Origin of the sequence: Sulfurospirillum oryzae, assembly GCF_025770725.1 — a bacterium.
GTDB classification, from domain to species: Bacteria; Campylobacterota; Campylobacteria; order Campylobacterales; family Sulfurospirillaceae; genus Sulfurospirillum; species Sulfurospirillum oryzae.
In genome coordinates, this window is the sequence record NZ_JANZKZ010000002.1 from 830,619 (window position 1) to 853,999 (window position 23,381).

Sequence of the window (23,381 nt, forward strand, 5' to 3'; positions counted from 1 at the left end):
TTACGCCTTTACTTCCTCTATCTCTTTGTATAAAATACGACCACAGTGTGGACATGTCACGATGTCATCTTGTTTTAAAACACTGGCATAGGTTTTATCATTCATTCTCATGAAACAACCATAACATGCCTGTTTTTTAACAGGAACAACGGTTGAATTTTGCGCCCATTTTCTAATTTTTTGATAAAACGTTAAGATTTTTTGACTCATCCCAGAGACAAGTTCATCTTTCGCTTGGTAAACGTTTTTACGCTCTTCTTCAATCGCTTGGATTTGAGAATCAATCGATGCTTTAATCTCTTCTGCTTCTTTAACAGCGTCTGCAATCTTTTCTTGTAATGCAGCAATATTTGTTTGTTTGAGATCAATAATTTTATCTAAACGGTTGATTTCATCATTGGCAAAATCACACTGTTCTTTTGAAATTTCTTCTTCAAGTTGAAGCGCTTTAATCTCTTTGGCTGTTTTAACTAAAGAACTTTTTTTAGTAAGATCTTTTAGTTTTGCTGAAAGTTCTGCAAGATGTGCTTCATTTTTTGCTTTTTTGAGTTTTGCATCCGCGATATCCGCTTGGAAAGACTCTGCTTGGAGTTTTAAATCTCTCTCTTTGTCTAAAGAAAGTTTCAACATTTTCTCAACTTTGGCAATTCTAGGGCCAAAATCGTCGATCTCTTTGTCTAACTTGGAAAGCTCAATTAACTGTTCTAAATACTTATTCATATCTTGTGTGTCCTCTATTTATACTCAAACGGATTTTTAGAATTTGACATTATAGCCTTTAATGGCAAATTTTTCAAATAATTGCCTAAACACTCTGGGAAATAGCGCTCGGACTCAAAGTGACCTATGTCAATTAATGAGAGGTTATTTTCTTTTGCCTCCAAAGCTTGATGGTACTTTAGGTCTCCACTTAAAAAACAATCAGCCTCAATTTTAGAGATCAAATCGCCTCCTGATCCAGTGGTAATGGCACAACGTCCAATCCACTCTTTCGTTCTCACCAAACGCACGTTTTCAATGCCTAAAACACGCTTTACATGTAAAGCCAAATCATCGAAATTTTGGTTCACATCGAAGTAGCTTACAAACTCTCTGCTCTCTTTGATTTCAAAGCCAAGCTTAGAGGCGACATAAGCATTGAGATGCGAGAGATCAAAGTTCGTGTGCATCGCAATTAAACTAATATTTTTTTGCACCATCCTTTGAATCAAATTAGAAGGATATTTCGCAAAATTAAGCTGTTTAAGACCACTAAAAATCAGTGGATGATGCGTTATAATAAGCGAATGCGCTGCTACTTCTTCTAAAAGTGAGCTATCGACATCAAGGCTAAGGTAGATTTGCTCTACTTCATCGTCCTTGCTTCCGATCAACAGCCCACTATTATCCCAACTTGCCTGTGTGGCAAATGGGCTAAGGGTGTCTAAAAAGTCGTAGAGTGCGCCTAGCTTCATTAACCTACAACTTCTTTATACTTAACAGCACACCCTTTAGCGAGTTCACGAATTTTAAGGATGTAGTTTTGACGCTGCGTTACCGAAATGGCTTTTCGTGCATCAAGTACGTTGAATGTATGTGAAGCCATCAAACAGTAGTCATACGCTGGCAATGGTAAGTTTTCTTCCAAACAACGCTTGCATTCGACTTGCGCGTTTTCAAAGTGTTCAAAAAGCATCGCGACATTGGCGATCTCAAAGTTGTATTTACTAAACTCATACTCACTTTGTTTGTGTACATCACCGTACGTTGTGACACCAAATTGGTTCTCATTCCATACAAGATCGAACACAGACTCTTTCTCTTGCAAATACATCGCGAGGCGTTCTACACCATAGGTAATTTCAACCGAAACAGGGTTACACGCAATACCACCTACTTGTTGGAAATAGGTAAATTGAGTCACTTCCATACCATCCAACCACACTTCCCAGCCAAGTCCCCATGCGCCAAGCGTTGGCGATTCCCAGTTGTCTTCCACAAAGCGAATGTCGTGTTTTTTGATGTCAAGCCCAAGCATTTCAAGACTTTTGAGGTAAAGCTCTTGAATGTTGTCAGGACTTGGTTTAATGAGCACTTGGAACTGATAATAACTGCCCAAACGGTTTGGGTTCTCACCATATCTTCCATCGGTTGGTCTGCGACTTGGTGCGACATACGCTGTTGCCCAAGGCTTTGAGCTCAAGCTTCTTAAAAACGTTGCATTATGAAAGGTTCCAGCCCCTGCTGGCATATCGTAAGGTTGAACAATTGTACAGCCTTGATCTTGCCAAAAAGTTTGGAGGTTTAAAAGCATTTGACTAAAGGTTAACACTATCTTTTCCTTTTACATGTAAAGATTATTTGGTTGGAGGGGTATAACTCTCCACCGCTTTATTCCACATCATTTTATATTTTCGCTTGGTAAATTCCAGTTCATCTTGCAATAGTGCAAGTTGCTTGGTCAATGTTTCCATTGTTTTACGATCTTCTTCGTAAAGCTCTTGCATTGAAAAAAGAGCCTCTTTTAAAAAACGATTTTCACTTTTTAGCGCATCGAGGGTCTCTTCTTTGGCATCTAAGACTTTTTCATGCAAACTGAGTATGGCGCCAACCGTTTTTTCCACAAACTCTGAGCTCATTGAGATGGAAGATCCATCATAAGCGTCATCAAGGACAATCCCTTTGGTAGCAGGAATAAGTGCATGAGCACTTCGGCTTACTTCAACAAAACATTGCCCATCTTCCTCTTTTGCTATCAGCTTGCCCTCTTCGATCAATGATTGAATGGCAGAAATATCCAAATTGACTAATTTACTAAACTCTTCAATCTCTAACCAACTGTTCATTGTTTTACCTTACTTATAGAATGATTTCAATACCCATAGAATCCGTTTCGACTTTTTTTGCTTTCAAAATACGATCTTCTTTGAGTTTTGCACTCAATTCTTCATCGCCGATTGCAAGAATTTGCATCGCTAAATACGCACTGTTAACCGCGCCTGCTGCACCAATAGCCACAGTACCTACGGGCATACCTCCTGGCATTTGAACTGTACTTAAAAGTGCGTCCATTCCTTCCATAACGCCACCTTTCATCGGAACACCAATAACAGGTTTCGTGGTAAGTGAAGCTACCACACCGGCTAAATGTGCCGCCATACCCGCTGCACAAATAAAGACTTTAGCCCCTTTGGCTTCAGCACTTTTAACATACTGATGGGTTCGCTCAGGACTTCTATGCGCAGATGAGACGATGATCTCATGCATCACGCCAAATTTCTCTAACGTCTTTGCGCACTCTTCCATAACAGTATAATCACTTTTACTTCCCATTATAATAGAAACAAACTTCACGCTCTATCCTTTTATCTTTGCTCTTAAAAATGTAAATCCAGGCACGATTGCTGGTAGCACAATCGCATTGGTATTTCCGCTGTGTATCTCATCAAATACTTTGCCCATTGGCGTTTGTAGTTTTTTGAAACACACTTTCCACGAACCCTCTTCTTTAAAAATCGTACCAATTTCATTATCAACAGCCTCAATCTTTGCAACTGAGGGCATAATCAATTCATAGTTTACATGTAAAGATAAAACGTCTTTACAAAGGCAGTTCGAGCCATCTTCACTCACTTGCGCAATCACTTGGTGTGTGCCTTCGCTAATCGAGTGCGCGAGGTTTTGTGTATCATTTTTTTCATAAGGGCGATTGACCAAATAGCCATCACTAAACCCTCTATTTTTAGTTGTGTCTAGTTCAGCGGTATATTTACTCGCATCAAACTGATTGGCATAATAATCATCAATCGCTTGACGATATGTTTTGGTGGTAATTCCCACATAATAAGAACTCTTCGTTCGTCCTTCAATCTTGAGTGAATCAATGACACCCGAATCCAGTATCTCTTTCACGTGAGCACTCAAGTTGAGATCTTTCGCATTCATAATATGCGTCCCCTCTTCGCCCTCTTCCAAACGAAAGAGCGTCCCACTCTCTTCATTATGGGCATAAAGCGTATAAGGAAAGCGACAGTCATTCGCACAGCTCCCACGGTTTGAAACACGTCCGCTTTGAACAGAACTAATCAAACAACGACCGCTGTAGGCAAAACACATCGAACCATGCACAAAAACTTCAAGCTCTAGCTTTGGTAATCGCGCTTTAATTTGCTCAAGATCTTTCAGGCTTACTTCGCGTGCTGCAATAATACGCTTCACACCCATATCATAATAGACTTCAGCATCAAGATAATTCAACACATTCGCTTGCGTGGAAAGATGCACAGGAATGTGTGGTGCAATCTTTTGCGCTAACTTTATAACGCCTGGCGCTGCTACAATAAACGCGTCAGGGTTCATTGCCGCTACACGCTCAATATGTTTTTCTAAAAGCGAAATTTGTGCGTTAAAAGGAAAACCATTGATGGTAACATAGAGCTTTTTGCCCATGGCGTGGGTATAGTTGATCGCTTCTTCAAAACTTTCATACGTAAACTCTTTGCCTGAACGTATGCGAAGAGAGAAGTGACTCACCCCCGCATACACGGCATCTGCGCCATAAGCAAGCGCGATTTTTAACTTTTCAAAATTTCCAGCAGGAGAAAGCAGTTCGACGTTTGACACCTATTTCTTTCCTAAACTAGCAATCAATGCTTCAATATCTTCACTGCTAACAACATCTTCTGTTGTTTCATCACCATGAATATGTACAGCTGAACTTACACGTTTAGAGTCGTCTTTAGAGCCTTCAAACAATGCGCTCATGTATTTTGAAAGGGCACGCATAACATTAATAACGCGTTCGATTTTTTGGCGATGAATATCTTGGTATTGCATAATGTCCATCGTCATCATGATCTCATCTTCCGCCATTTGGGCATTCATTAAAAGATCTTCAACACGATCCTTCATCCCTTTGTTGTCATCAAGCGCTTTTTGAAACTGATCAATTTTAGGAAATTTTGTGACTAAAGTCTCAAAAAGAGTAATGTTTGACTCAATGAGTTTAATAACCTCTTTAGCATTCTCTTCAGCACTCATCATAAAGTTATTCACAGTTTCAAGCTTATCAAACACTTGCGTTGCTTTGATCTCAGAATCTTTGGTAACATCATCAAGCTGATGCACCATTTTATGATCATCTGTTGGTGGCGGTGGCGGCCAAGACATTGTCGATGATGGTCTATACTCATGCATCAATTGAGTAGCAGCTTTATCTTTTTCCTCTTCTAAAGCTTCACTCTCTGTTTGTTCTTCAAAATCTGCACTCTCTTCAAGCGCCGCTTCTGTTGGAGCGGCATCGTCCATATCATCTAAATCGCCCGCCATCAAAGCATCAAGTTCTTCTTGCGTCATAAGCTTTCTCCTCAAAATGACAAATTATGGTCTATTATAGTGAACTTTTTATATAATTTAACTTTAAGACCCTGATTGAAGGACACCTATTATGATCATTGATTTACATAACCATACTATTTTATGCAACCATGCGGAGGGGAGTATTGAGGAGTATATTCAAAGTGCTATTGCTAAAAAAATAGATATTTTTGGCTTTTCTGACCATGCGCCAATGAACTTCGATGAAGCGTATCGTATGAGCTTTTCAGAAATGGATACATACGAAAAAGATGTTTTACATGTAAAAGAAAAATACAAAGATCAAATCAAAATATTACTTGCCTATGAAGTGGATTTTTTAAGAGGGTATATCGATGAGAGGGTCCTTAAACGCAATGTTGATTATTTTATAGGTTCTGTACATTACCTAGGTTCTTGGGGCTTTGATAATCCCGAATTTATAGGTGAATACCGCACTAAAAATATCGACGAAGTATGGGAGCATTATTTTGAAGCGATCGGCGCGATGGCAAAAAGCGGGCTTTTTGATATCGTAGGACATTTAGACCTCATAAAGGTTTTTAATTTTCTGCCTAAAAAAGATGTAAGGCTGATCGCAAAAGAAGCCATTAAAGCCATCAAAAAAGCCAATATGTCCATAGAACTCAACGCTGCAGGCTTTCGTAAACCTGTGGGAGAGCAGTATCCAAGCAATCCTTTGATGGAACTTATTAGCGAGCATGATATCCCTATTACGTTTGGTTCCGACGCACATGCTCTAAGCCATATTGGCTACCAGCAAGAGGAACTTCGAGAGATTGCAAAAGCGTATGGGTATAAAAAATGTGCAACTTTTGAAAGTCGAGATCGAATATTGGTTAATTTTTAAGCACCTTTTGCAATGTTATTTTCAGTTCAATCTGATAAAATTACTAAAATTTAAAATTTAGGAGTTACAACATGGGTAAATTCGTTAACAGTGTTGAAGAATTTTTCAAATACTGTGCTGACAATGAAGTTGAATTTGTTGATTTTCGTTTCACTGACATGAAAGGAACATGGCATCACCTTACATATACTATGGAAGCGATTAGTCCAGAGTCTTTCACCAATGGTATTCCTTTTGATGGTTCATCAATCGATGCTTGGCAGCCAATCAACAAATCTGACATGCTTTTAAAGCCAGAAGCTGAGAGCGCATTTTTAGATCCATTTACAGCTGATTCAACCATTGTTGTATTCTGTGATGTTTTTGACATTTACAAAGGTGAATTGTATGAGAAATGTCCAAGAAGTATCGCTAAAAAAACATTGAAGTACCTTGCTGAAACAGGTCTTGGTGATGTTGCATACTTTGGACCAGAAAATGAATTTTTCGTATTTGACGATGTAAAAATTAGAGATGAAATTAACTGTTCATACTACGAAGTAGACTCTGAAGAAGGTGCTTGGAATAGCGCTAAAAATTATACTGATGGCTACAACACAGGTCACCGACCAGGCACAAAAGGTGGTTACTTCCCAGTTCAGCCAATCGATTCTATGGTAGATTTACGTGCTGAAATGGTACAAACTCTTAAACAAATTGGTCTTGAAGTATTCGTTGTTCACCACGAAGTTGCTCAAGCACAAGGCGAAATCGGTGTTAAATTTGGAACATTGATTGAAGCAGCTGACAACGTACAAAAATATAAATACGTTGTAAAAATGGTAGCTCACCTCAATGGAAAAACAGCTACATTTATGCCAAAACCACTTTACGGTGACAATGGTAACGGTATGCACGTTCACCAATCAATCTGGAAAGATGGCAAAAACATGTTCTATAAGGCTGGCGAATACGCAAACCTTAGTGATATGGCTAGATGGTATATCGGTGGTATCTTGAAACACGCAAGAAGTGTTGCGGCGTTTACAAACCCATCAACTAACTCTTATAAACGTTTGATCCCAGGATTTGAAGCGCCTTCAATCCTTACTTACTCTATGCAAAACCGTTCAGCTTCATGCCGTATTCCATACGGTGCGGGTGAGAAATCAGTTCGTGTTGAGATGCGTTTCCCAGATTCAACTTCATGCCCATACCTTGCGTTTGCTTCTATGCTTCTTGCAGGAATTGATGGTATTAAAACAAAAGCTGAGCCTGTTGGTCCAATGGACGAAGACTTATTTGAACTTACACTCGATGAAATTAGAGAAAAAGGTATCAACCAAATGCCTCATACATTAAGAGGTTCACTTGAAGCGTTAATCCGTGACAATGACTATCTTAAACCTGTTATGACTCCAGAATTTTTGGATACATACCAACACTACAAATTTGAAACTCAAGTTTGGCCAGATGAGGCAAGACCTACTGCATTTGAATTTAAAACAATGTTCTCTTGCTAGTCGTTTTTTTATTTTGACACGCTTTTGGGGCAAAGCCCCAAAAGCTACGCTGCGCTATGCACTGAAGCTTGCCTCTGCGAGGCAGAATTGACTTGATCTTCCATCTTCATTTTTTTCACACTTCCCCAAGTAAAGATTGAAAAACTACGTTGCACTTGGCGGCTAAAGCTGCCCCTTACGAGCAAACTTGTTTTAGCTGCTAAAACATCAAACCACCATCGTCTTTAAGTTGTTTTGTATTTGTTTTAGGAAATGGCGATACATCGGTAAAATACTCTGTTGATCCATCGATTTTACGAGAGCCTACACCTTCTGGCATTTTAAACTCACGTGTTGTTTCCGGGTGAAGCTCTACATACTTGGTCATAAAGTATTTAAACGCAGGAGCTGCCGATTTTCCACCGGTTTCGCCTTTTTTAAGCGGTGTATTATTGTCGTTTCCATACCAAGTGAGCACCTCTATGTCAGGAGAAAAGCCACAAAACCAGACATCCACACTGCTGTTGGTTGTTCCTGTTTTTCCAGCAATTTCTATGCCCGAAACTTGAGCATTTTTACCCGTACCTCGTTTGACAACCTCTTTCATCATATCTATCATCAAATAGCTCTGTTTAGGTGATGTGATCGTCTGTGTTTTGGTTTCATAGACTTTTTCAACGCCTTGGCGGTTAATCACTTTTTTAACCAGTACTGGCTCAACACGTACACCGTAATTTGGGAACATTGAGTAAAAACTACTGTATTCTAGCGGTGAAATACCAAAACTTCCAAGTGCCAATGAAAGATCCATCGATAAGCCCTTGAAACCATCTTTTTTGAGCTCTTTATAGACACTATCAAGCCCTAAAAGAGATAACAAGTTAATCGTCGCCAAGTTACGTGAATGTACCAACGCCTCTTTGAGGGTAATAAGGCCTTCAAAATTACTTTCATAGTTCTTTGGTGTCCATGTTTCATCGGTTTCACTGTTGACGTAAGTACGTGAAATATCAGGGATTTCAGACAGTGGAGAGTATCCCCAATCTAAAGCTTTTTGGTACACAAAAGGCTTAAAGCTTGAACCTGGTTGGCGTTTACTTTGCGTTGCACGGTTAAAACTGCTCTTTGCATAATCAAGACCTCCGACCAGCGCTAAAATATTACCTGTGCTATTTTCCATAACCACCATAGCACCATTGAGCTCAGACGCATTCACATCTTTCCCAAGTCGTGACACCATGCCGTTGTAACCCACTTTTAGGGATTCATGTGCAAGTTGTTGTAATTTCAAATCAATACTCAAATAAATCTGAAAGCCACCTTTTTTAATATCGCCATATTCTGTACTCAAGCTTTTAATGACTTCATCGGTGACATAAGGTGCACGATTGCGTGTTAATGTCTCATCGAAAACCATAGGATGCTCTAATGTTGCCTTAGTGTATTCGTTCTCACTAATCCAGCCTAATGTGTACATACGACTAACCACTTGATTGGCTCTGCTTAAAGAGAGATCCATGTGTTTGGTTGGATCATACGAACTAGGCGCTTTTGGAAGTCCCACAAGTATAGCGATCTCTTTTAATGTCAGCGCATCAAGCGTTTTGTTGAAATACCCATGTGCCGCGGTTTTAACACCATAATAGCCATGCCCAAAGTAAACATGGTTAAAGTAACGCTCCAAAATCTGCTCTTTGGTTAAAGACGATTCTACCGTATAGGCTAAGATAGCTTCATTGAGTTTACGTGTTAATGTTTTTTGGCGTGTTAAAACGGTATTTTTAATAAGCTGTTGTGTAATAGTACTCGCACCCTCAACCATTTTCATCGCATGAATGTCTTTGACTAAAGCTCTAAAAATTGCTTCAAGGTTAATACCGCTGTGCTCAAAAAAGGAGGTATCTTCCGTTGCAACAAGCGCTTCGATCAAACGTGGAGGGAGGTCTTTAAAATCGACATACAACCTATTCTCTTCGTCAAAAAGATTCGCGATCAATTCACCATTGCGGTCATAAATTTGTGTGGTTAATTTAGGGGTATAATCAATAATCTTATAGGCATCGAAACGAATTTGTGCGTATAAAAAGATAATTGCCATCAATACTGCAAATCCAAGCATTGCTAAAATAGTCATAATATATTTCACGTTCTAAAACTCCTTTGTCTAAATCCAGACTCCAATAATTGCTTCGTATAAGCCTCTTTGGGGTCATGCAAAATATTTTTGGTTAAACCGTACTCAACGATTTTCCCGTTTTTAATAATCCCCACTTCATTGCATAAATGCTCAATCGTTCCAATATCGTGCGTTACAAAAAGTAGATCAAATCCGCACGTCTGATGAAGCAAGGAAATCAACTCCAACACCGTTGTTTTGCTCTCCTCGTCCAGTGCTGTTGTGGGTTCATCCAGTAACAGCAATTGTGGCTCAACGCTTAGAGCCATCGCAATGATAAGCCGTTGTAACTGCCCACCGCTTAACTCTGAGGGAAAACGATTTAAAAAATCGACATCTAAACCTACCATACGCAAATACTTTTCTGCTTGCTCGCGCGATGCCATAAACTGCTTCTCAATCTTCGTCAAAGGCGAGAGAGCCGTAAAAGGATTTTGAGGCACAAACGCGATGCTTTTCCCACGCTTTAACGCATAAGATGCATCATACTCTAAAAGGGACTCCAACTCTTGTGGTAACATCCCTAAAAGTGCTTTAAGCGTCAAACTTTTTCCACTGCCACTCTCACCAATCAGGGCAAACGACCTCTCAAAAGAAAACTGCACATCTAGCAGTGTTTTTGCCTTACTTTTGATGAGAAGTTGTTTACATGTAAAGCTCAAAAGCTCCCCTTTTGGATAAGAGAGCACACTGTTTTTAACGACTCAACGCTTTCTCCCAGCCTTGGAATAAGGCGTAAAATAGGCTTTGGAACCGTTGGCGGACGAATAGCTCCCACTAAAAAACCTTCATCAATCAGATTCTGCTGAACAGAAAGAGCATCAACACCTTCGCTCAAAGGGTACGCACAAATCAGCCCTTCGATTTTTAAACCTAAAATGGTTTGCACAACCGCTTGGTGCGCCTCAATCTCAGCTTTTAACGCCGCATGATTTTTTAAAATATAGAGCAACCCTTGGTATCCCAAAGCAATGTCAAATAAAGAGGGTGCGGTTGTATAAATGATAGCTTTGGCACGATTTTGTAAAAACTCGGCAATGTGTTCACTGCATAAAATGTATGCGCCATAACTTCCCAGCGCTTTTCCAAGTGTGCCCATCTTAATATGGTTGGCTTTAGGCGTAATGCCAAACAGATCAAAGACGCCTCTCAGGTTTTCCCCCACAACACCTACACTGTGCGCTTCATCGACAATCAAAAGGGCATTGTAACGATCGGCAATTTCGAAAATATCGCGATTTAAAAGATCCCCGCTCATCGAATAAATGCCTTCAACGGCGATAATAATGCGGTTATGATTATGCGTGTTAATCAAGCTTTCAAGATGATTGGCATCGTTATGCCTAAACAGTAAAACTTCGGCATCCACGGTTTTAGATGCTACCATACCACTGGCATGATACTCTTCATCCAAAATCAAAAGATCTTTTTTGCGCGGTAAAGCTTCAATAAGCGAAAAATTGGCTAAAAAGCCACTACCACACACAAGGGCTGCTTCAAAACCATTATGGCGTATCAAAAATTCTTCAAACTCCTGATGAATGGGATGATAACCATTGACTAAGATAGAAGCTTTGGGCGCATGGGTTTTATACATGGAAACTTGGGCAACCGCACGCTCAAAAAGGGTATGGTTTTGTGCGAAGCCTAGATAGTCGTTGGAGCTAAAATCAGCCAAATCATCACTGTACAGCTTACGGCTTCGGTAGCGATTTGACTTTGTGATGGCGTGGAGTTCGTTTTGGTACATGGTTATTGAGGTAAAAAAGGCAAAAGCTTCTCAACGCTCAGCCCCATGGCGGTACTTTGAAGCCCAACCACTTCTTTGATGTAGGATTTACAAAACCCCTCCACCATACACGCACCCGCTTTTCCTCTCCAATCATCACCTTCTAAATAAGCCTCTAGCGCTTTAGCATCAAAAGGGAAAAAGAGATAATCCGTGGCGGATAGATCAATGAGTTCACATGTTTTGGATTTGTAAATCATACAGCTAAGAATGCTGACTTTATTGCCACTTTGCGCTTCTAAAATACGTCTCGCATCAGCCTTATCTTTGGCTTTGCGTAAAATCGCTCCATTTGCAGTGACAACCGTGTCGGCACACAAAACTGGCATTTCCAAGTCATACTTTTCAAGGTAGCTTTGCATCTTTCCTTTAGTGGCATGATAGACAAAATGCGCCGGATCAGAAATTTGCAATTGCTCTTCGTCAAACCCAGCATCTCTTTGAATAAAAGGAACCCCAAACGTGGTAAGAAGTTCCGCTCTCGTGATAGAAGATGAGCCTAAAACAATCGTTTGCATCTTAGTAGCCTCGTAAAATCACGCCAAAGTAGACAGAAATGATTGAGAGAATCAGATTGAGAGGAATGAGATATTTGACCATCAAGATCACATTCTCTTCCACCTCAATATAATTTTCTTCGGCTAAACCTTTTTTGGCATTAAGGTATTTGAAATACATGTAAATAAAATTAAATGCTATAAACGTCCACAATGCCTCTTTCGTGTGTACCATAACGTAAGTCGCTGGATTGCCACTTTTAAAGCCAAGTCCAAGGTGCATAAACACTGAAGTAATGATGATAACCAACATGACTGGCACTAAAAAAACAATGTAGCGTCGCATCATTTCAATGCAGCTGCTAAATTTGATCTTTTCATCAGGGACATCCACTTCCACAGGCTGAATCACAAAACGCATCACAAACATACTGCCAATAAGCAATGCTGAACTGATGATATGTAAAAAGACAATGATTCTGCTAAAGTCACCGAATATATCTATGAAAAAATCGCGCATCATTTAACCTTGAAGAACCGCTTTTGCATACGCAAGTGCCGCAGCTTTTGCCTCTTCTATTTTTGAAGCATCTTTTCCTCCGGCTTGGGCAAAGTCATCTCGACCGCCGCCACCACCACCAACGATAGGTGCGATCTCTTTGATCCAAGCACCTGCTTTAATGGTTGCATTTTTAACACCCGCTGCGATTAACACTTTGTCATCTTTGACTTGAAGTAAAAGCACAGCAACGGACTCTTTTTCATTTTTAAGATCATCAATACGCGCCTTAATATCACCTGCACCCAACACGTCAACAATGAGTTCAACACCGTTTACATGTAAAGATTCCACTGACTTTCCAGCGTGCGAATTTAAAGACTCGACTTCGGTCTTAAGGGTTTTGATCTCTTCTTTAAGACGGTTGATACCGATGAGTGGCTCTTTGTGTTTAACACTCTCTTTAATCGCTTCAAGATCGCTTCTTAAACTTTGTGCGTAAGAAAGTGCCGCACTTCCGCAAATCGCTTCAATACGACGAACTCCCGCACTAACCCCACTCTCTTTTTGGATAAAGAAGCTGCCAATGTTGGCGGTATTGCTGACGTGTGTTCCACCGCAGAGCTCAACACTTGCATCGCCAAAGCTCACAACACGCACTTCCGAGCCGTATTTTTCACCAAAGAGTGCCATTGCACCACTGTTTTTGGCTTCTTCAACATTCATCAATTTTGTCTGCCCCGCAACACCACTCGCAATGACGCTGTTCACAAACGCTTCAATTTTCGTGATCTCATCAGAACTGAGCGCTTTTGGATGCGAGAAGTCAAAACGTAAACGATCTTTTTCAACCAAACTACCCGCTTGAGAAACGTGCTCGCCCAAGACTTTACGAAGCGCGCTGTGAAGGAGGTGTGTTGCACTGTGATGTTTTTCAATCTCCAAGCGAGAGAGATCCACACTAAGGCTTACCTCATCGTTGACATGTAAAGGCTTTTCAAGCTCTACGAGTGAAAGATTGAGGTCAAAAAATTTCTTCGTATCAAGTACTTTTCCATAACCCTCTATGACACCCTCATCGCCGCTTTGTCCACCGCTCATCGCGTAAAATGGTGTTTTCTCAAACATCACCCAACCGTTTTCTTCTAAACTTTGAACCTCTTTGAAGTTCTCATCTAAAAGTGCTAACACTTTTGTTTTCGCTTCTTTTTGAGTGTAACCCACAAAGGTGTTAAGACCAAATTTTTCAAGAAGTGGTTTAAACTCACCTTGAGTTGCTTTGTCTCCACTGCCTTTCCATGAAGCTTTTGAACGTGCTTTTTGTTCTGCCATCAAAGCTTCAAACTCGGCTTCGTTAACGCTTAAACCTTTTTCTCTCAGCATATCAGCAGTAAGATCAAGAGGAAAACCGTAGGTATCGTAAAGTTTAAATGCTACTTCACCGCTAAACATTGTTTTGGTGTTTGGTAACTCTTTTTCAAACAGTTCAAGTCCTGAAGCGATGGTCGCAAAAAAGCTCTCTTCTTCATTTCTGATCTGTTCAGCAATCACATCTTTTTTCGCTACAAGATAAGGGTATTGTTTACCCATAAGCTCACACAAGGTGTCTAAAAGTTTGTACATAAATGGAGCGCGGAGTCCCAAAAGGTAACCGTGTCGTACCGCACGTCTTAGAATGCGTCTTAAAACATAACCACGACCTACACGACCAAAGGTTGTGCCTTGTGCCACAAGAAAGGAAACAGCACGGATGTGGTCTGCAATAACACGGTAACTTGCACCCGTTTTATAAGCATAAGGCTTTCCGCAAAGCTCTGCTACTTTGTCGGTTAAAGGAATAAACAGTGAAGAATCATAGTTGCTAAACACGCCCTCTTTGACCGCAGTCACACGCTCCAAGCCCATTCCTGTGTCGATGGAAGGTTTTGGAAGTGGATGAAGTACACCCGCTTTATCTCTTTCGTACTGCATGAAAACAAGATTCCAGATCTCTAAGAAGCGATCGCCGTCTCCTCCCATGTAGTCTTCTGGTGTATTAAAATTCTCAGCCCCTTGATCGATGAAGATTTCACTGCACGGTCCACAAGGGCCTGTGTCGCCCATTTGCCAAAAGTTGTCTTTGTCGCCAAAACGCATAATGCGACTCGCATCAATGTGTTTTTTCCAAATCGCTTCTGCCTCATCATCGCTCTCATGAACGGTCACCCAAAGTTTTTCTTTAGGCAGTTTTAGCACTTCTGTGACAAATTCCCACGCATGTGAGATGGCATCTTCTTTAAAATAATCACCAAAAGAGAAGTTTCCAAGCATTTCAAAAAAAGTATGATGGCGTGCTGTGTAGCCGACATTATCAAGGTCATTGTGTTTACCACCCGCTCTGATACACGTTTGACACGTTGTCGCACGTGGAGGGTTTGGACGAGGTACTTCGCCTGTAAAAACACTCTTAAAAGGAACCATGCCTGCATTGGTAAACAGAAGCGTCGCGTCATCTGGCACAAGGGGAGAACTCTCGATAATCTTGTGACCTTTTTGTTCAAAAAACTTTAAAAACTCGGCTCTAACATCCATACTATTGTCCTATTTTTTTATGAAAAATTCATCTATTTTAGCTAAAAAACCTAAAGGGTATTATTAAACACCCTGAAAACACTCTATAAGAGGCAATTATAATGTGCATTTATCGTTTAAACGATACCCAACAATCCACCAACCAAGTACTACAATAATCGCACCCAAAAAGCCATTGAATGTTAAAAGACAAAAAAGCCCCATGATGATGGCGATCATACCGAGCACATAGCTTCCACTAAGCACACTAAAGATGGCAACCACAATGCCCGAAAGCCCTACGTAATTGAGATAAACCACTTTACCGAGAAGTGCTCTAAATTGACATACTGGAAGCAGAGGATCAGCAGCACACACCTCTATCCACGACTCATTCACAAAGACACCCTCTTTCATCGCCACAAAGACAACTGCCGCGATAACAAGGATAAGAAGTGTTTTAAAAATTCCGCACAGTTTAGCAGAAGAAAGCCACAACGTTGAGCCAAAAACCAGCACTAAAACAACCCAATTCAGCGCAAAGTCATTGCGCGCACTCTCATGCAGTAAAACGGCTAAAGCACAAATGAAAAGCGTCAAACCACTCACTTTTTCCATCAAACCATTGAGTTCTTGACGCTCTGTGGAAAAATAGATGACCGCATAGACAGTTGCAATGATACCCAGCGTTCCAACCTCAAAGTTAAGGTACCTTCCAGCAAACGCTAAAGAAAGTGCCATAACAAGCACCACGCTCACACTCAGAAGATGCAACACATCTTCCCAAAACGTTTCACTTTTAGGTTCACTCAGCGTTATAACACTCATAAATCGCGCCATAGAACCACGCATCTCTATCTCTTCGTCGATGAGAAAACGAACCAATTTAAGCCATGAAATAAACGCGATGGTAAGGCATAAAATCGCCCAAGCGTACTCTAAATTGTTCCGAGAGACGATCCAGTAAGCATTGGCTTGCCACGTGAGTGCCACCGAGCCACCAAAGAGCGTTGCAAACCAATACGGCGCTTTTTTACACGAACATGTTGGCACACCCCAAAGCCAAATGAGCCCAACCAAACTCAGCAGAGAGCTGGCGATAAAAAGCCATAGGGCATTGGGGAAGTTAGAGACAAACCCATGCAGGATGTGCTTATCAGCCCTATCCGCATCAAACAGTCCCCAAAAACCGCCCACAGCACCTTCGCTCATGCGTTTCCACGGCTGGTCAAACGCTTCGATAAAATTGTACTTCCATCCACCCTCTTCTGCCATTTTGACAAAACCGCGCGTGAAAATGGCTTGATTGACTGCACTTGGGTACGCACCTTCTCGCATACGCCCTTCGCTCGGCCATCCTGTCTCACCAATGACGATCTCTTTGTCAGGAATTTTTTGCTTCATCAGGTCGCGAATATTCCTTACATGTAAAAGCGCTTTGTCCACACTGATGGGCTTGTCTTCCCAGTACGGCAAGATGTGAATGGTGACGCGATCCACTACAGGAGCGATCTCAGGATGCTTGTTCCAAAACTCCCACACATCTGCGTAGGTGATGACCATATCGGGAAGTGCTTGTTTCACCTCGTGAATGTAAGCGACCAGTTGAGAAGCGCTCACATCGTTACGCAAAAGGGCTTCATTTCCCACCACAACGGTTTCGATGATGTCTTTGTTCTCTTTAGCCAGACGAATCGTCGTGTCGATCTCTTTTTTAGTCAAAGCCGCATCACTGCTCACCCAAGCACCAAGCCACAACTTCAGCCCATGTTTACGAGCAATCTCAGGTAACTCTTCCAGCCCAACGCTTGAATAAGAGCGAATACAACTCGTCATCGTCGCCAAATGCGCTAAGTCTTTATCCATTTGCTCCGCTGAAGGACGAAACCCTTTGGCAATGTTCATCGGCGACTCATCTTTACCAAACGGCGCGTAAGAGAGGCATTGCAGTTTAACGTTTGGATCTAACGTAATAAGGCTAGAAGAAGGCAAAGCCATCCAAAACCAAAAAAGTCCAAGCGACACAAACATCGCAATATAAAAAAGGATCATTTTAAACGTATGGTTCATATAAGGGTACTCCATTTATTAGACTTCTTGCATAACCTTTGAGACATAAAGAGTTTGAACAGAGTGCGTTAATTTTTAAAACTCAAAATTGAGTCATAGCCAAAGCTATGGCGATGTTTTTAGTTTTAAAAAGTGATGTGCTATGTCTCAACACTCTTGTTTCAATAGGTTATGCAAGAAGTCTATCAGTTGCGCGATTATACTAAAAATGGGTTTAAGGGTTTACATGTAAAGAAAGAAAGATAAAAATTAAGACGATTTGAAGTAACCTTTTATGCTTGTTATATTTTACATGTAACAAAATATTTTCAAAAGTTAAAAATTTAGCTCTTATCTCTAAGAATAAAAAAGGCTTGACATGGAGTTTAAAAAATATTTAACTTTTAAGATGCTGATTCAAGAATAAAAACAATTTAGCGAGTCATTGTCCTATTTCTTTACAGTTTACCCACGACGTGATTTGATTGCGATGAAATATATCTAACTCTTCTATCACCTTTAGCGCTTTGGGATGAATGTCATGAAATAATATAATCCCTTTGCGATGTAAAAGCATAAGAGTTATAGTCCTATCTTGCACTTGTTTCGTCGTTAACTTTTGGTTCCAGTCTTGCGAATCAATATTCCACAGCATAACCTTATCCCCTAGATTCCAAAGTCTGTTGACCAGTTCTTGCTGGCGTTGACCATAGGGCGGTCTAAACCAGATATGATTTTTGGATGTGCCTTGTAACTGATTGTCAGTAATCATACTGCGTGTTTTGTCATAGAATTCAGTCCAATTTTCGAGCTTCAGATGAGGTTTGTGCATATAGCCGTGGGAGCCGACACACATTCCTTCGTACAACTGTTTAAGATTATTTGTTCCATGTGTTTTTAATGCGCTTTCTAAATTTTCGCCCAATACAAAAAACATTCCATTGATATTGAGTTTGTGTAATTTATCGGCTACCAACGGTGTTTGTGAATATTTCGGACCATCATCGAAGGTTAGGAGGAATTGACCGTCCGAATAGTCAAATCCCTGTACTTCTCGCTCATCAAGCGTGTCAATCTCAGAGGTAATTCTAGGAAAGAGTGCAGCTAAACGCACCTGCTCATAGAGGTAATACGAAAAAAAAGTTTGAGAAGCTGCATACCAAGGAAAAAGCATTTGATTTGACTTGTATTCTGCAGATAGAGTGGATAAGTCGTGCCAATTGCTGACATTTTGACAAAGTTCTTGTTTATCGTTGCAACTTTTTTGAGCTTGTTTGAAATTATTGACTAAGTTATTTTGGGTAAATGTAAGCCATTTCGATACAGAAGCAAAATTGATGTTTTTGATGGAGGTAAATTCTGTAATCGAGGTTATATCAGAAAGATTGATACTATTTATTTGGCGAACATAGCTGATAATTTCATGCCGTGACGCATCGTCAAACGCGCTTTTTGAATGAATAGGATAAGGCCACAGGGCTCTATCAAATGTTGCTATTTTTTCTGGGCCATTGGCATAGCAAAAAATAGAAAATAATAAAAACCAGGTAATAAATCGCATAGTATTCCTTTATGATTGTGTATAATACAAAAAAAACACAAAAGGGGTTTATAGTGATTAAATTTTCTTCTCTTGTTTTATTATGTTCCTTGCTGAGTACAACTATGATAGCAGGTGAAATACAACTTTTATCTGCAGTAAAAAAAGATACTCCTATCACGAATGCGGAAGTTATTTTTCAAAAAACAGGAGAGACATCTATTAAGATTACTTCTGATGAGCAAGGGAAGCTTTTTTATGAAGGTTTTGGGGGTATTGATTCGGAAGAGACAATGATGATTATTAAAAAGCCAGGTTTTTCCACGTTGGTTGCAAAATGTCCTTGTAATGGGCTAACGTATGCATTGAGCCCCAATATGCAAAATCTGGATGGAATTCGTGTTGTTTTGACGTGGGGGAAAAATCCGCCTGATTTAGATTCACATTTGGCATATCCTGGAAATAACATCTATTTTGATTCTAAAGTAGGAGTACAAGCTAATCTAGACGTTGATAATATGACCGGATTCGGACCTGAAACGATTACTATTAATCAAAAACAAGCCGGTAAAAAATATCTCTATGCCGTGCATAATTATTACAGTGGCATTAGTCCTGACTCTAATACGTTGGGTAACTCAGGTGCAACGGTCAATGTCTACATCGGTCAAACTTTGGTTCGTACCTATCATGCAACGCCACAGAGTGTAGGCAATATCTGGCTCGTGTTTGGTATTGATGAGAATGGAGCATTTCAAGATATTAACAGCTATACAGGTACTACAAAGAATTCAGAAGGTGTCATCAGTATGATGCGTGAAATGGTTGGATCAGAGGCTTTTCATGTCGTAAGCAATGTTGATTCATCTCAGGCAAAAGCATTAAATCTTCAAGGTGAGCAACAATATCATCAGGGCCACATAGAGGACGCCATGTATTTGTTTCAAGAAGCAGTAAATCTCGCTTCCAATTACGGACAAGCGTATAGCAATCTTGGATTGACTTACCAAAAATTAGGACGCGAGGCAGAAGCATTGTGGGCAAACCGAAAAGCGATTGAACTGGCTAGTGGAAGCACTAAAAATACCGTACAGGCAAGTTCATTTTACAATATTGCCAAAATTTACGAAAACCGCTCCCAATGGCAAGATGCATTAAATAATTACCAAAAGGCACTTTCTAAAAAAGAGCATTCAGCTTATCGTCAAGGGATTGAAAGAATGCAGGCAAAATTGCAATAAAGAGTTTTGTCTAAACGATCCAGAACAATACCAAAACTCAGTTCAAGCCTCTAATCTAAAAAGAAAAGAGGCCTGAGCTAAACTTTTAACTTTTTGGCTGCCAATTCAATATATAAATGCTTTAAAACACCCCATACTTTTTTCTCTCAAAACCTCACGGAATAGTTCTTGTATAACCTTTGCTATCACACATTAAAGGATATACATGTCGATTTTGCAGTTTATCAAAGAGAATAATTTAGCGTGGCAACCATCATTTAACGGCGAGATCGGAAACGGACTCGTTGGTTACAGAGGCGCTTTAATCGTTGAAGAGGGAAAACAGCTCTCCCCTGATCGCATCTTGCCACCAAAAGTGCAAGCCAAACAAGTTTTATTGGTTTCAAACGACGACAGAGTCACTTTTTTTTCCGCTGAATTAGAGAGTATTTTGCATTTTGAAGCCTTTTTTGAGCGCTATAAAGCATTTTTTACCCCTGCAACATTGGTCGTGCTTTATGTCACCGATTTGGATAAAAACGGCACATTTACCTATGAAGGTGTCACTATTCATGCCTATTCGTTAGCAGAAAGTTCTGTGTGGAATGAACTGCTTGATCTCTCAGGACTCGACAAAAGTGAACTCAAAAAACTTGACAATAAAAAGAAAATCGAAGTGCTTTATGAAGGACTTTTAAAAGCAGACTGTACGGCAAAAACGATGAGTTTTGAAGAGGTACTCAGCCACAAAGGCGAGAGTTCCAAAAAAATTATGGGCGCTGTGTAACCTCTCTTTTAAAGCATGCTCTGTTGGATTTCATGCTACACTCTTACATGTAAAAAAGGAGTGAGCATGAAAATCAAAAAACTCTGTTCTCTTAAAAAAGATGACATTGAAAACTATGCAAAAAAGATCATCAAGATCGTCTCAAAACCAAAATTTATCTGCGAAAAATGCGCTCGTGTCGCTAAAGATGAAAAGCACTTGTGCCATCCAACATCTCTTAAAAAGCTCTAACGCACCAATCGCACCGCACCCATATACCCTTTCGTATGAGCATCCACACTTCCATCTATATAATTGATCGTGTAAAAAAGTGTCGGTAGCACCTCATCGCCCTCAAGGTAAATGGAAGCACTTAGATAATTCGCACCCTCACCTGTGTCGTGAAGTTTTCCAAACAGTGTACTATTGAGCACAGGTGATTTACAGCGTTCATCCACCAAAGTTAAAAGCTCATCAATGCTCGGCATTCGCCAACCATTTCCCAACGAGTGAGCGCGCTTCTCAGCCTCTTTTCGTTTGATCAGTTCTATTTCGCCCACACACCCTTTGCCTTTTTGCCACTCCTGTCCTAGTGAACATCGACGCCAGATCAAACCACTTTTTTTATCAACCACTTCGCCCTCTTTTGCGATCAATGTGGTGCTCTTAAACGAACACTCGGCCATTAAACTCAAAGTTGCTAAAAAGAGAAAGAGCAATCGTTTCATGGATACACCATTTTTTTACTCACACCGCCATCGACCACAAAATCGCTCCCCGTGATAAAACCATCTTCTCGCTCCAATAAAAAGCTCACAACCTCAGCAACATCGCTTGGCTTCCCAACCCTACCACTCGCATGCCATGCCTTTTCTTCTACCGTTGCCACATAGCTTTCATCGGTATTGATCCAACCAGGGCTGATGGAATTGACACTGACGTGACCTGAGAGCGACATAGAAAGCGCATGGGTTAAAGCGACTATGCCCCCTTTTGATGCAGAGTAAGGCTCAGTGCCAACTTCTGACATGTAAGCCCTTGTGGAAGCTATGTTAATGATATGCCCGTGATTTAAAAAGGATGCAAAGGATTGAGATAAAATATACGGAGCGGTAAGATTGACCGCAATGACTTTCTCCCAGTCCTGCAAATTCTGCTCAGTTAAGGGTTTATGGATAAAAATTCCTGCATTATTGATAAGTCCATACAACATATTTATTTCATTTTTAATCTGGCTGATTGTCTTTTGAAGTTCTTGGGTATTGCTAAGATCACACGTGTAAAATCGCTCAAAAAAATGATGTGTTGGTGTCTCTTTATCGAGGGCAAAAACACGATACTCTTGACACAATTTTTCAGCAATCGCTTTACCGATACCATGCGATGCACCTGTCACTAAAACGGTTTTCATAAATCACCTCCAAAACGCGTATAAAACAATAGCACACCAACACTTTATCCTCGCAAAAGAATGATTGGAGTAAAATACGCGATATTTTAACCAAAGGTGCGACTATGCAAATCCCTTTTATCGACCTCAAAACGCAATATGAAACCTACAAAGAAGAGATAAACAAAGAAGTTTTAGATGTTTTAAGTTCAACTCAGTTTATCATGGGTCCACAAGTGACAAAACTTGAGGAAAATCTAGCAAAATACACAGGTGCAAAATACGCCTATGCATGTTCAAGCGGAACAGATGCTCTTTTAATCGCGCTTATGGCGATAGATGTACAACCTGATGATGAGATTATCACGACTCCATTTACGTTCATCGCAACGGCTGAGACTATCGCACTTTTAAAAGCAAAGCCTGTATTTGTTGACATCGATGAGACAACCTACAACATTGACCCAAAACTCATTGAAGCGAAAATCACCCCAAGAACCAAAGCGATTATGCCCGTTTCTCTTTACGGACAAACAGCAGATATGGACGCGATTAACACTATTGCTAAAAAACACAATTTAGTCGTTATAGAAGATGCATGCCAAAGTTTTGGAGCAGAGTACAAAGGCAAAAAATCATGTAACCTAAGCACCATCGGTTGTACCAGCTTCTTCCCATCAAAACCTCTTGGATGTTACGGTGATGGTGGAGCGATTTTTTGTAGCGATGAGGCACTAGCGGCTAAAATCAAATCTCTACTTAACCACGGACAAGGCAAGCGCTATGAACACAAATACATCGGTATCAACGGTAGACTCGATGCGCTTCAAGCAGCTATCCTCAATGTCAAAATGAACCATTTTGAAGCAGAATGTAAAAAACGTATCGAAGTGGGTAACCGTTACAGCAAATTGCTTGAGGGTGCTGATGTCATCACCCCAAAAGTGATGGATGATCGCAACTCTATGTACGCACAGTATTCTATCCGCGTTAAAAATCGCGAGAGTGTCATGCAAAAGCTAAACGATGCGGGTGTACCAACAGCGGTTCACTACCCAATTCCACTTCATTTGCAAGAAGCTCTTTCATACCTTGGCTATAAAAAAGGTGATTTCCCTCTTAGTGAAAAAGTCGGAACAGAGATCATGAGCCTTCCAATGAGTCCATTTTTAACCACAGAACAACAAGATTTTGTTGTCAACGCAATTAAGGCATAAGT

Annotated in this window: 23 protein-coding genes; 6 read left to right on the forward strand and 17 right to left on the reverse strand. The window is 40.4% G+C overall.

Translation table 11 applies throughout. From position 1 onward, the window contains the following. From N0B29_RS08590 to N0B29_RS08620, 7 genes are read right to left on the reverse strand one after another with little or no spacing between them, the layout of a single operon-like run. The gene (locus tag N0B29_RS08590) at positions 1–720 is read right to left on the reverse strand and encodes a zinc ribbon domain-containing protein (RefSeq protein WP_263833290.1); all 720 of its coding nucleotides are present in this window, start codon (positions 718–720) and stop codon (positions 1–3) included. A 14-nt stretch (positions 721–734) separates the two neighbouring features. Continuing rightward, positions 735–1,454, reverse strand: a complete 720-nt coding sequence (locus tag N0B29_RS08595) for a Nif3-like dinuclear metal center hexameric protein (RefSeq protein ID WP_263833291.1) — start codon at positions 1,452–1,454, stop codon at positions 735–737. After that, the gene (gene glyQ / locus N0B29_RS08600; RefSeq protein ID WP_263833292.1) at positions 1,454–2,311 is read right to left on the reverse strand and encodes a glycine--tRNA ligase subunit alpha; all 858 of its coding nucleotides are present in this window, start codon (positions 2,309–2,311) and stop codon (positions 1,454–1,456) included. Before glyQ ends, N0B29_RS08595 begins: the two co-directional genes overlap by 1 nt. 25 nt (positions 2,312–2,336) lie before the next feature. Next, complete coding sequence (locus tag N0B29_RS08605) at positions 2,337–2,825, reverse strand: DUF3972 domain-containing protein (RefSeq protein ID WP_263833293.1); 489 nt, start codon at positions 2,823–2,825, stop codon at positions 2,337–2,339. Positions 2,826–2,838: 13 nt separating this feature from the next. Then, positions 2,839–3,333, reverse strand: a complete 495-nt coding sequence (gene purE / locus N0B29_RS08610) for a 5-(carboxyamino)imidazole ribonucleotide mutase (protein ID WP_263833294.1) — start codon at positions 3,331–3,333, stop codon at positions 2,839–2,841. A 3-nt stretch (positions 3,334–3,336) separates the two neighbouring features. After that, the gene (locus N0B29_RS08615) at positions 3,337–4,602 is read right to left on the reverse strand and encodes a peptidase U32 family protein (RefSeq protein WP_263833295.1); all 1,266 of its coding nucleotides are present in this window, start codon (positions 4,600–4,602) and stop codon (positions 3,337–3,339) included. After that, positions 4,603–5,334 carry a chemotaxis protein gene (locus N0B29_RS08620; protein ID WP_263833296.1) on the reverse strand — a complete coding sequence of 244 codons (732 nt, stop codon included), beginning with the start codon at positions 5,332–5,334 and terminating at the stop codon, positions 4,603–4,605. A 91-nt stretch (positions 5,335–5,425) separates the two neighbouring features. Between N0B29_RS08620 and N0B29_RS08625 the strand changes: the two genes are divergently transcribed. Both N0B29_RS08625 and glnA read left to right on the forward strand, forming a co-directional pair. Beyond that, the gene (locus N0B29_RS08625) at positions 5,426–6,205 is read left to right on the forward strand and encodes a histidinol-phosphatase (RefSeq protein ID WP_263833297.1); all 780 of its coding nucleotides are present in this window, start codon (positions 5,426–5,428) and stop codon (positions 6,203–6,205) included. 71 nt (positions 6,206–6,276) lie between these two features. Further along, a complete protein-coding gene (gene glnA / locus N0B29_RS08630) occupies positions 6,277–7,707 on the forward strand; it encodes a type I glutamate--ammonia ligase (RefSeq protein WP_263833298.1) in 1,431 nt (476 codons plus the stop codon). Positions 7,708–7,906: 199 nt separating this feature from the next. On the opposite strand, the gene N0B29_RS08635 is transcribed toward glnA, so the two are convergent. The 8 genes from N0B29_RS08635 to N0B29_RS08670 all read right to left on the reverse strand — a co-directional run bounded on the left by N0B29_RS08635 (position 7,907) and on the right by N0B29_RS08670 (position 18,807). Then, the gene (locus tag N0B29_RS08635) at positions 7,907–9,832 is read right to left on the reverse strand and encodes a transglycosylase domain-containing protein (protein WP_263833299.1); all 1,926 of its coding nucleotides are present in this window, start codon (positions 9,830–9,832) and stop codon (positions 7,907–7,909) included. Then, positions 9,829–10,524 carry an ATP-binding cassette domain-containing protein gene (locus N0B29_RS08640; protein WP_263833300.1) on the reverse strand — a complete coding sequence of 232 codons (696 nt, stop codon included), beginning with the start codon at positions 10,522–10,524 and terminating at the stop codon, positions 9,829–9,831. Before N0B29_RS08640 ends, N0B29_RS08635 begins: the two co-directional genes overlap by 4 nt. Beyond that, the gene (locus N0B29_RS08645) at positions 10,521–11,612 is read right to left on the reverse strand and encodes an aminotransferase class I/II-fold pyridoxal phosphate-dependent enzyme (RefSeq protein ID WP_263833301.1); all 1,092 of its coding nucleotides are present in this window, start codon (positions 11,610–11,612) and stop codon (positions 10,521–10,523) included. The genes N0B29_RS08640 and N0B29_RS08645 overlap by 4 nt, the downstream gene beginning before the upstream one ends. Before the next feature lie 2 nt (positions 11,613–11,614). Next, the gene (gene maf, locus N0B29_RS08650; protein WP_263833302.1) at positions 11,615–12,169 is read right to left on the reverse strand and encodes a septum formation inhibitor Maf; all 555 of its coding nucleotides are present in this window, start codon (positions 12,167–12,169) and stop codon (positions 11,615–11,617) included. 1 nt (position 12,170) lies between these two features. After that, positions 12,171–12,668 carry a hypothetical protein gene (locus N0B29_RS08655; protein ID WP_263833303.1) on the reverse strand — a complete coding sequence of 166 codons (498 nt, stop codon included), beginning with the start codon at positions 12,666–12,668 and terminating at the stop codon, positions 12,171–12,173. A gap of 3 nt (positions 12,669–12,671) precedes the next feature. After that, positions 12,672–15,218: an alanine--tRNA ligase gene (gene alaS / locus N0B29_RS08660; RefSeq protein WP_263833304.1), complete on the reverse strand. Its 2,547-nt coding sequence runs from the start codon at positions 15,216–15,218 to the stop codon at positions 12,672–12,674. Between the two features lie 96 nt (positions 15,219–15,314). Then, a complete protein-coding gene (locus N0B29_RS08665; protein WP_263833305.1) occupies positions 15,315–17,267 on the reverse strand; it encodes a glycoside hydrolase family 17 protein in 1,953 nt (650 codons plus the stop codon). Between the two features lie 421 nt (positions 17,268–17,688). Then, complete coding sequence (locus tag N0B29_RS08670) at positions 17,689–18,807, reverse strand: polysaccharide deacetylase family protein (RefSeq protein WP_263833306.1); 1,119 nt, start codon at positions 18,805–18,807, stop codon at positions 17,689–17,691. 53 nt (positions 18,808–18,860) lie between these two features. Between N0B29_RS08670 and N0B29_RS08675 the strand changes: the two genes are divergently transcribed. From N0B29_RS08675 to N0B29_RS08685, 3 genes are all read left to right on the forward strand, one after another. Then, a complete protein-coding gene (locus N0B29_RS08675; RefSeq protein ID WP_263833307.1) occupies positions 18,861–20,027 on the forward strand; it encodes a tetratricopeptide repeat protein in 1,167 nt (388 codons plus the stop codon). A 205-nt stretch (positions 20,028–20,232) separates the two neighbouring features. Beyond that, positions 20,233–20,793, forward strand: coding sequence for a hypothetical protein (locus N0B29_RS08680; RefSeq protein WP_263833308.1), 561 nt, complete (start codon positions 20,233–20,235; stop codon positions 20,791–20,793). 66 nt (positions 20,794–20,859) lie between these two features. Then, on the forward strand, positions 20,860–21,024 hold the full coding sequence (locus N0B29_RS08685) for a hypothetical protein (protein ID WP_263833309.1): 165 nt from the start codon (positions 20,860–20,862) through the stop codon (positions 21,022–21,024). On the opposite strand, the gene N0B29_RS08690 is transcribed toward N0B29_RS08685, so the two are convergent. Together N0B29_RS08690 and N0B29_RS08695 are read right to left on the reverse strand one after the other, a co-directional pair. Then, positions 21,021–21,500, reverse strand: coding sequence for an Lcl C-terminal domain-containing protein (locus tag N0B29_RS08690; RefSeq protein WP_263833310.1), 480 nt, complete (start codon positions 21,498–21,500; stop codon positions 21,021–21,023). The two genes, N0B29_RS08685 and N0B29_RS08690, sit on opposite strands and share 4 nt — an antisense overlap. Beyond that, the gene (locus N0B29_RS08695) at positions 21,497–22,183 is read right to left on the reverse strand and encodes an SDR family oxidoreductase (protein WP_263833311.1); all 687 of its coding nucleotides are present in this window, start codon (positions 22,181–22,183) and stop codon (positions 21,497–21,499) included. Before N0B29_RS08695 ends, N0B29_RS08690 begins: the two co-directional genes overlap by 4 nt. A gap of 104 nt (positions 22,184–22,287) precedes the next feature. Between N0B29_RS08695 and N0B29_RS08700 the strand changes: the two genes are divergently transcribed. Next, a complete protein-coding gene (locus N0B29_RS08700; protein ID WP_263833312.1) occupies positions 22,288–23,379 on the forward strand; it encodes a DegT/DnrJ/EryC1/StrS family aminotransferase in 1,092 nt (363 codons plus the stop codon). The last annotated feature ends 2 nt before the right edge of the window (positions 23,380–23,381 follow it).

Bases quoted from the DNA above. Each gene is read 5' to 3' on its own strand.
- N0B29_RS08700 (WP_263833312.1), top strand. From the start codon at position 22,288: ATGCAAATCCCTTTTATCGACCTCAAAACGCAATATGAAACCTACAAA.
- N0B29_RS08690 (WP_263833310.1), bottom strand. From the start codon at position 21,500: ATGAAACGATTGCTCTTTCTCTTTTTAGCAACTTTGAGTTTAATGGCC.
- N0B29_RS08590 (WP_263833290.1), bottom strand. From the start codon at position 720: ATGAATAAGTATTTAGAACAGTTAATTGAGCTTTCCAAGTTAGACAAA.
- N0B29_RS08685 (WP_263833309.1), top strand. From the start codon at position 20,860: ATGAAAATCAAAAAACTCTGTTCTCTTAAAAAAGATGACATTGAAAAC.
- N0B29_RS08625 (WP_263833297.1), top strand. From the start codon at position 5,426: ATGATCATTGATTTACATAACCATACTATTTTATGCAACCATGCGGAG.
- N0B29_RS08695 (WP_263833311.1), bottom strand. From the start codon at position 22,183: ATGAAAACCGTTTTAGTGACAGGTGCATCGCATGGTATCGGTAAAGCG.
- N0B29_RS08645 (WP_263833301.1), bottom strand. From the start codon at position 11,612: ATGTACCAAAACGAACTCCACGCCATCACAAAGTCAAATCGCTACCGA.
- N0B29_RS08595 (WP_263833291.1), bottom strand. From the start codon at position 1,454: ATGAAGCTAGGCGCACTCTACGACTTTTTAGACACCCTTAGCCCATTT.
- N0B29_RS08655 (WP_263833303.1), bottom strand. From the start codon at position 12,668: ATGCGCGATTTTTTCATAGATATATTCGGTGACTTTAGCAGAATCATT.
- N0B29_RS08680 (WP_263833308.1), top strand. From the start codon at position 20,233: ATGTCGATTTTGCAGTTTATCAAAGAGAATAATTTAGCGTGGCAACCA.
- maf (WP_263833302.1), bottom strand. From the start codon at position 12,169: ATGCAAACGATTGTTTTAGGCTCATCTTCTATCACGAGAGCGGAACTT.
- glnA (WP_263833298.1), top strand. From the start codon at position 6,277: ATGGGTAAATTCGTTAACAGTGTTGAAGAATTTTTCAAATACTGTGCT.
- alaS (WP_263833304.1), bottom strand. From the start codon at position 15,218: ATGGATGTTAGAGCCGAGTTTTTAAAGTTTTTTGAACAAAAAGGTCAC.
- N0B29_RS08670 (WP_263833306.1), bottom strand. From the start codon at position 18,807: ATGCGATTTATTACCTGGTTTTTATTATTTTCTATTTTTTGCTATGCC.
- N0B29_RS08665 (WP_263833305.1), bottom strand. From the start codon at position 17,267: ATGAACCATACGTTTAAAATGATCCTTTTTTATATTGCGATGTTTGTG.
- N0B29_RS08620 (WP_263833296.1), bottom strand. From the start codon at position 5,334: ATGACGCAAGAAGAACTTGATGCTTTGATGGCGGGCGATTTAGATGAT.
- N0B29_RS08605 (WP_263833293.1), bottom strand. From the start codon at position 2,825: ATGAACAGTTGGTTAGAGATTGAAGAGTTTAGTAAATTAGTCAATTTG.